This window comes from Bacillus sp. JJ1503 (assembly GCF_036965125.1).
Lineage (GTDB): Bacteria > Bacillota > Bacilli > Bacillales > Cytobacillaceae > Cytobacillus.
In genome coordinates this window covers 1-4,966 of the sequence record NZ_JBALOZ010000335.1, presented here as the reverse complement: position 1 = coordinate 4,966, position 4,966 = coordinate 1, and the positions used below count along the sequence as shown (strand labels likewise).

The window sequence follows — 4,966 nt, the reverse complement described above, 5'->3', positions numbered from 1 at the left end:
GTGCTATACTATGAGGAGCATATTTTGTAATGTTCTTTCCTTTCCAAAGAATGTTTCCACCAGTCGGCATATAGACTCCACTTAGGACGTTAACTGTAGTGCTTTTACCTGAACCGTTTGGGCCAATAATTCCGTGAACAGTTCCACCTAAAACCTCTATTTCAACTTCGTCAATAGCTTTTAATCCACCAAAATACATAGAAATATTTTTAAGCTCTAAAACCTTACCATTAATCCCTTCAGGTAAATCTATTGTTGCCTTCCGACCATCATGTAAAATTCCTAATTCAGTATTGGCTTTTTTACTAGAAAACTTTTTAAAGTAAGAAAGATTGGTGAAGGCACCCACGATACCATCGGGTAAAAGGATAAGTGCGAGTAATAATATTCCACCAAAGATCATTAAGTGATAATCTACAAAGTTATGAAGGAATTGCGGTAACCCAACGATAACCGCTGTACCTATAATAGGACCTATCTTTGTTCCTGACCCTCCGATAATAACCGCAATAAGGAACATAATGGATAGATTCAATTCAAAAGTTGTACTACTTATAAACTGATTTTGGAAAGCGAACAGCCCTCCGCCTACACCTGCTAAAAAAGCAGAAACAGCAAAGGCTAATATTTTCCAATTCCGAACATTAATCCCTAGTACCTCTGAAGCAACTTCACTATTTCCAAAAGCAGTAAAGGTCCTTCCAAAACGACCTCTAAAGATATTCGTTGCGAATGCTGTAAATATGATAGCTAAAAGACCAATAAACCACATATATTGAATTGGATCAAGCTCAAGACCGAAAAAGGATGGTACCGAAGTTTTGGTTCCTGCAGGACCGCCCGTGACATCTACCCAGCGGTTGGCAATAATACTAATCAATTCTCCAAATGCAATTGTTACCATTGCCAGATAAGGACCTTTCGCTCGTAAGGACAAAAGAGCTACAATCGCACCAAATACAGCAGCTATTAAGCCAGAGATCACAATACTTACGAAGAAATTCAATCCTACTTTCATCGTAAGTATTGCAGATAAATATGCTCCTATCGCATAAAATCCTACATGCCCCAAGGAAAGCTGATTGGAGAGTCCCACAAGTAGATTTAACCCTACGATGACAATGTAAGTAATTAAAAATGTCTGGGCTACATGAATAGTATGAGCATTGTTAAAAAACCAGGGAAATGCATATAAGAGGACGAGCGGGATCACAATTTGATAAATCCACCATTTTGCTTTTATCATACTAGAATTTCTCCTTTACTCGTTTTCCAAATAACCCCTGAGGAAGGACTGCTAAAATGACAAGAATTAAGAAGAACGCAGCTGCTTCTTTCATGGATGTACTAAATAAAGTAAAGAGGTTTTCTAATACACCTAGTAAAAGTCCTCCGATAAAAATGCCTCTTGGATTCTCGATACCACCAATAATTGCAACTGCAAATGCTTTTAATCCCAGGAAAAGACCAATAAATGCACCTGGATGTACCATAGGCCCGACTAAAACTCCACCTACTCCAGCTAGAATCCCTGCAATGATAAAAGCAATGGAAGCCATTAATCGTGGATTAATTCCCATTAATGAAGCAGCGTCTCTATTAAAGGCAACCGCTTCAAGCGCCTTTCCAAATAATGATTTCTTTAAGAAGACGTATAATAGAAACATAATAACTGCAGCACTAACGAGTACAAATATGTCATGATAGCGGATTTTCAATATACCTAAATCTAAAATAGCGCGTCCAAATGGAGATGGGGCCATTAGAACATCCCTTCCCCAGATAAGCATAGCTATGTTTCTCACAATCATAGCAACGGCCACAGTACTTAAAATCCAACCAATGGAATGCCAACTTTTTAACGGACGGATAGCGACTTGTTGCAATGCCCAACCCGATATACCCAGTATGACGATAACCAATAGTAATGATGCTATAAAGGCAATCCAAACACCCCCACCCGAAGCAGTTATTGTCATAAAGGTAGATAATCCTATAAGTGAACCAAGCATGACGAAGTCACCTTGACCAAAGTTCATAGTATTAGTCGTAATAAAGGTAATATAGTAGCCTTGGGCAATTATCGCATAAACACTTCCATACACTAACCCATTAATAATGGCTTTTAATATATCTGTTAATTCCAAAGCAAACGCCCCCTTGTGATACTACGAATAACAAGCAATGGTGAAAAGGGAAATCTACATATGGACTTACCCTTTACACCAGTTAAAAGATTTATATGATGGCTCTATTAATCTGCTGCGACAATTTGTAAATCGTCGTTATATGTGGCAATGAATACTTCGTCAATACCAAATGCTTCATGGTTATCCTTAGTGAAAGGTGCTGATTTAATTGCTGTTACACCTTCAAAGTCCGTGAAGGATTCAATTTGATCACGAATTTTTTCACTATCTAAACCAACCTTTTTTATAGCATCTAAGATAAGTTTTGCACTGTCATATCCTTGTGCCGTAGCAATAGGGAATACGTCTTCACCATACGTATCCATTACTCTTGCATGGAATTTTTTTGCTGCTTCATTTTGATCAATCGTATATGACTGTACAAAGAATAGATCACCCTTCACAAGATCTCCAACTAGATTTAAAACAGTTGGGTCACCTGTAGCCCAAGTCGCGTAAATAGGGGCATTCAACCCTTCATTGAAACGAGCTTCAAGCAACTTTGCTGACTGTGGTGCAAGCCCGTAGAAGATAACTGCTTCCACCCCTGCATTATTCATTTCACGAATAGAAGGCTCTAGATTTAATTCCTTTGGATCAAAGGCTGAAATAACAGTTGGTTCCAAATTGTAGGTTTCCTTCATTTGCTTAACAATATCTTCTCTTCCACCTTGCCCGTACCCTTCCGTATCATGGATGACACCAAGTTTCGTAAGGCCTTGTTTATCGATAAGCTCTTTTAAAATAGCGGACACTTGAACCCCATCAAGAGGAGACACGCGGAAAATATAGTTTTTATCAGCATCTTTATACTCTTGTGTGATTTTTGTCCCTGTAGCTACTGGTACAACTTCAGGAATTTTTGCCTCTTGAGTAAATTGAATGTGAGCCATGGCATTCCCAGAGTTAGCAGGTCCAACTAAGGCTACAATTTTATCTTGGCTAATTAATTTTTGAACAATCTCGACAGACTTTTCTGGTTTAGCTTCATCATCATATAGGACTACATTTGCTTTTTTTCCTTCAAAGCCGCCAGCATCGTTAAAATCTTTAACAGCTAGGTCCACACCCCTTTTTACTCCTTCACCAAATAAAGCTGTTCCACCCGACATAGAAATAGCTAAACCTATGTTAAAGGTTTCCTCACCTGAAGAAGAAGCACCAGAATCACTACTAGCTGCGGAATTTGTTTTTGTTTCTTCTACCTTTGGACTACATCCTGTCAAAACTGTAAATAATACCATAAAAGCCACTAGAAAGATTGCACTTGATTTTTTCAAAATAATTCCCTCCCCTTTTAATAAACCTAAAGTTAACTCATTTATAAAACCGGCGTAATGAAAGAATAATAGCGTTTACTAATATTTTTTCTTATTGGACTGTGTAGCCACCATCAATAACAATCGCCTGTCCTGTAATACCTTTGGCTTTTTCACTTGCTAAGAAAACGACGTAATCAGAGATTTCTTTGACATGTAATAAGCGCTTCTGTGGTACAAGCGGATAAATTACTTCTTCAAGTACATTTTCTAACTCTACATTTCTTGTCTTTGCTAAGTCAGTTAATTGATTTCGCACAAGCGGAGTGTCTACATAACCAGGACAAATGGCGTTAACGGTGATTCCGTATTCTGCCCCTTCTAATGCTGCAACCTTCGTCAAACCGTTCACTCCATGCTTCGCACTATTGTAAGCAGCCTTCCCTGCAAAACCAACTAAACCATTAATAGAGGACATATTTATCACTCGACCAAATCCTTGTTTTTTCATGACAGGAAAAACATGCTTTGTAGCAATAAATGGACCTGTTAGCATCACCTTAAGAAGTAATTCAAAGCGATCAGCAGGAAAATCCTCAATGGTAGATATGTGCTGTAACCCTGCATTGTTTATTAGAATATCAATACCTCCATATGTATTAATGGTATGATTTAATGCAGATATGATTTCTTGCTCTTTGGTTACATCACATCCAATCCCCATGACTTCTAATCCATCATTCTTCATGGACCCGGCAGTTTCTTTTACTGCTTCTTCATTCAGATCACTGATCACTACTCTTGCACCTTCTTCAGCAAATGCTTGGGCTAAATCTAGACCTATTCCACTAGCCGCACCCGTTATGAAAACAACTTTATTTTCAAGTGATTTTTCCTTATTTTGATTCAAAACAACAATCCCCCCATTGGAATGCTAAACAATAAATTTAATTGTGCTGGAATGATTAATTCCAGTCTTGTACATGCTTGAATATCTGCAACTGTGTAACCTTCAACTATCTCAATAAATGTTAATCCTTCAGGGGTTCAGCTAAGCTACCTTGAGGTGCAAGTTCTACTTCTAGCCCACAAGACATTAAGTGACGTTCAACCTTCTAATTCTTGCCGACATAGGAGGAAATCATTTGTTGATTTGTCTATTTTTCAATAGATTTATTAATCCCCAATCGTCAACCTCACAATTATTAGAAATAATCGTAAGACCTTTAACCCCCTTTCGATATAACCCTAAGATTCAGTTTTCAGGTATACCTACTAGTCCAGATCCCCCAACGAGTAATGTATCACCGTCATTAATCAATGGAAGAATAACCTTCATATCACTTTTCTCCTTCCTTTTATTACTTTTTCAACCTATTTATTTTTAAAGCAAAATTCGTGCCAACTTTTCTGGAGGATCTCTGAACACCTTGAAATGTCCCATTTCTTTATTTTTTATTATCATTTTGTTCTATAATTTTAATTAAATTCGGTGTTTAATTCAGAAAATATAGAATA

General features: G+C 37.6%; 4 protein-coding genes and 1 pseudogene. All 5 read right to left on the bottom strand.

The features are described from left to right. A partial coding sequence (locus V7149_RS21775) for an ABC transporter permease subunit (protein WP_335347687.1) occupies positions 1-1,246 on the bottom strand: 1,246 nt, incomplete at its 3' end. Position 1,247: 1 nt separating this feature from the next. Further along, a complete protein-coding gene (locus tag V7149_RS21770) occupies positions 1,248-2,147 on the bottom strand; it encodes a branched-chain amino acid ABC transporter permease (RefSeq protein WP_335347686.1) in 900 nt (299 codons plus the stop codon). A 107-nt stretch (positions 2,148-2,254) separates the two neighbouring features. After that, entirely contained in the window at positions 2,255-3,469 is a 1,215-nt protein-coding gene (locus V7149_RS21765) for an ABC transporter substrate-binding protein (RefSeq protein WP_335347685.1), read from the bottom strand. 91 nt (positions 3,470-3,560) lie between these two features. Next, positions 3,561-4,358, bottom strand: coding sequence for a 3-hydroxybutyrate dehydrogenase (locus tag V7149_RS21760; protein WP_335347684.1), 798 nt, complete (start codon positions 4,356-4,358; stop codon positions 3,561-3,563). 127 nt (positions 4,359-4,485) lie between these two features. After that, a pseudogene (locus V7149_RS21755) lies at positions 4,486-4,787 on the bottom strand (CoA-transferase); the annotation flags it as partial. Positions 4,788-4,966: the final 179 nt, after the last annotated feature.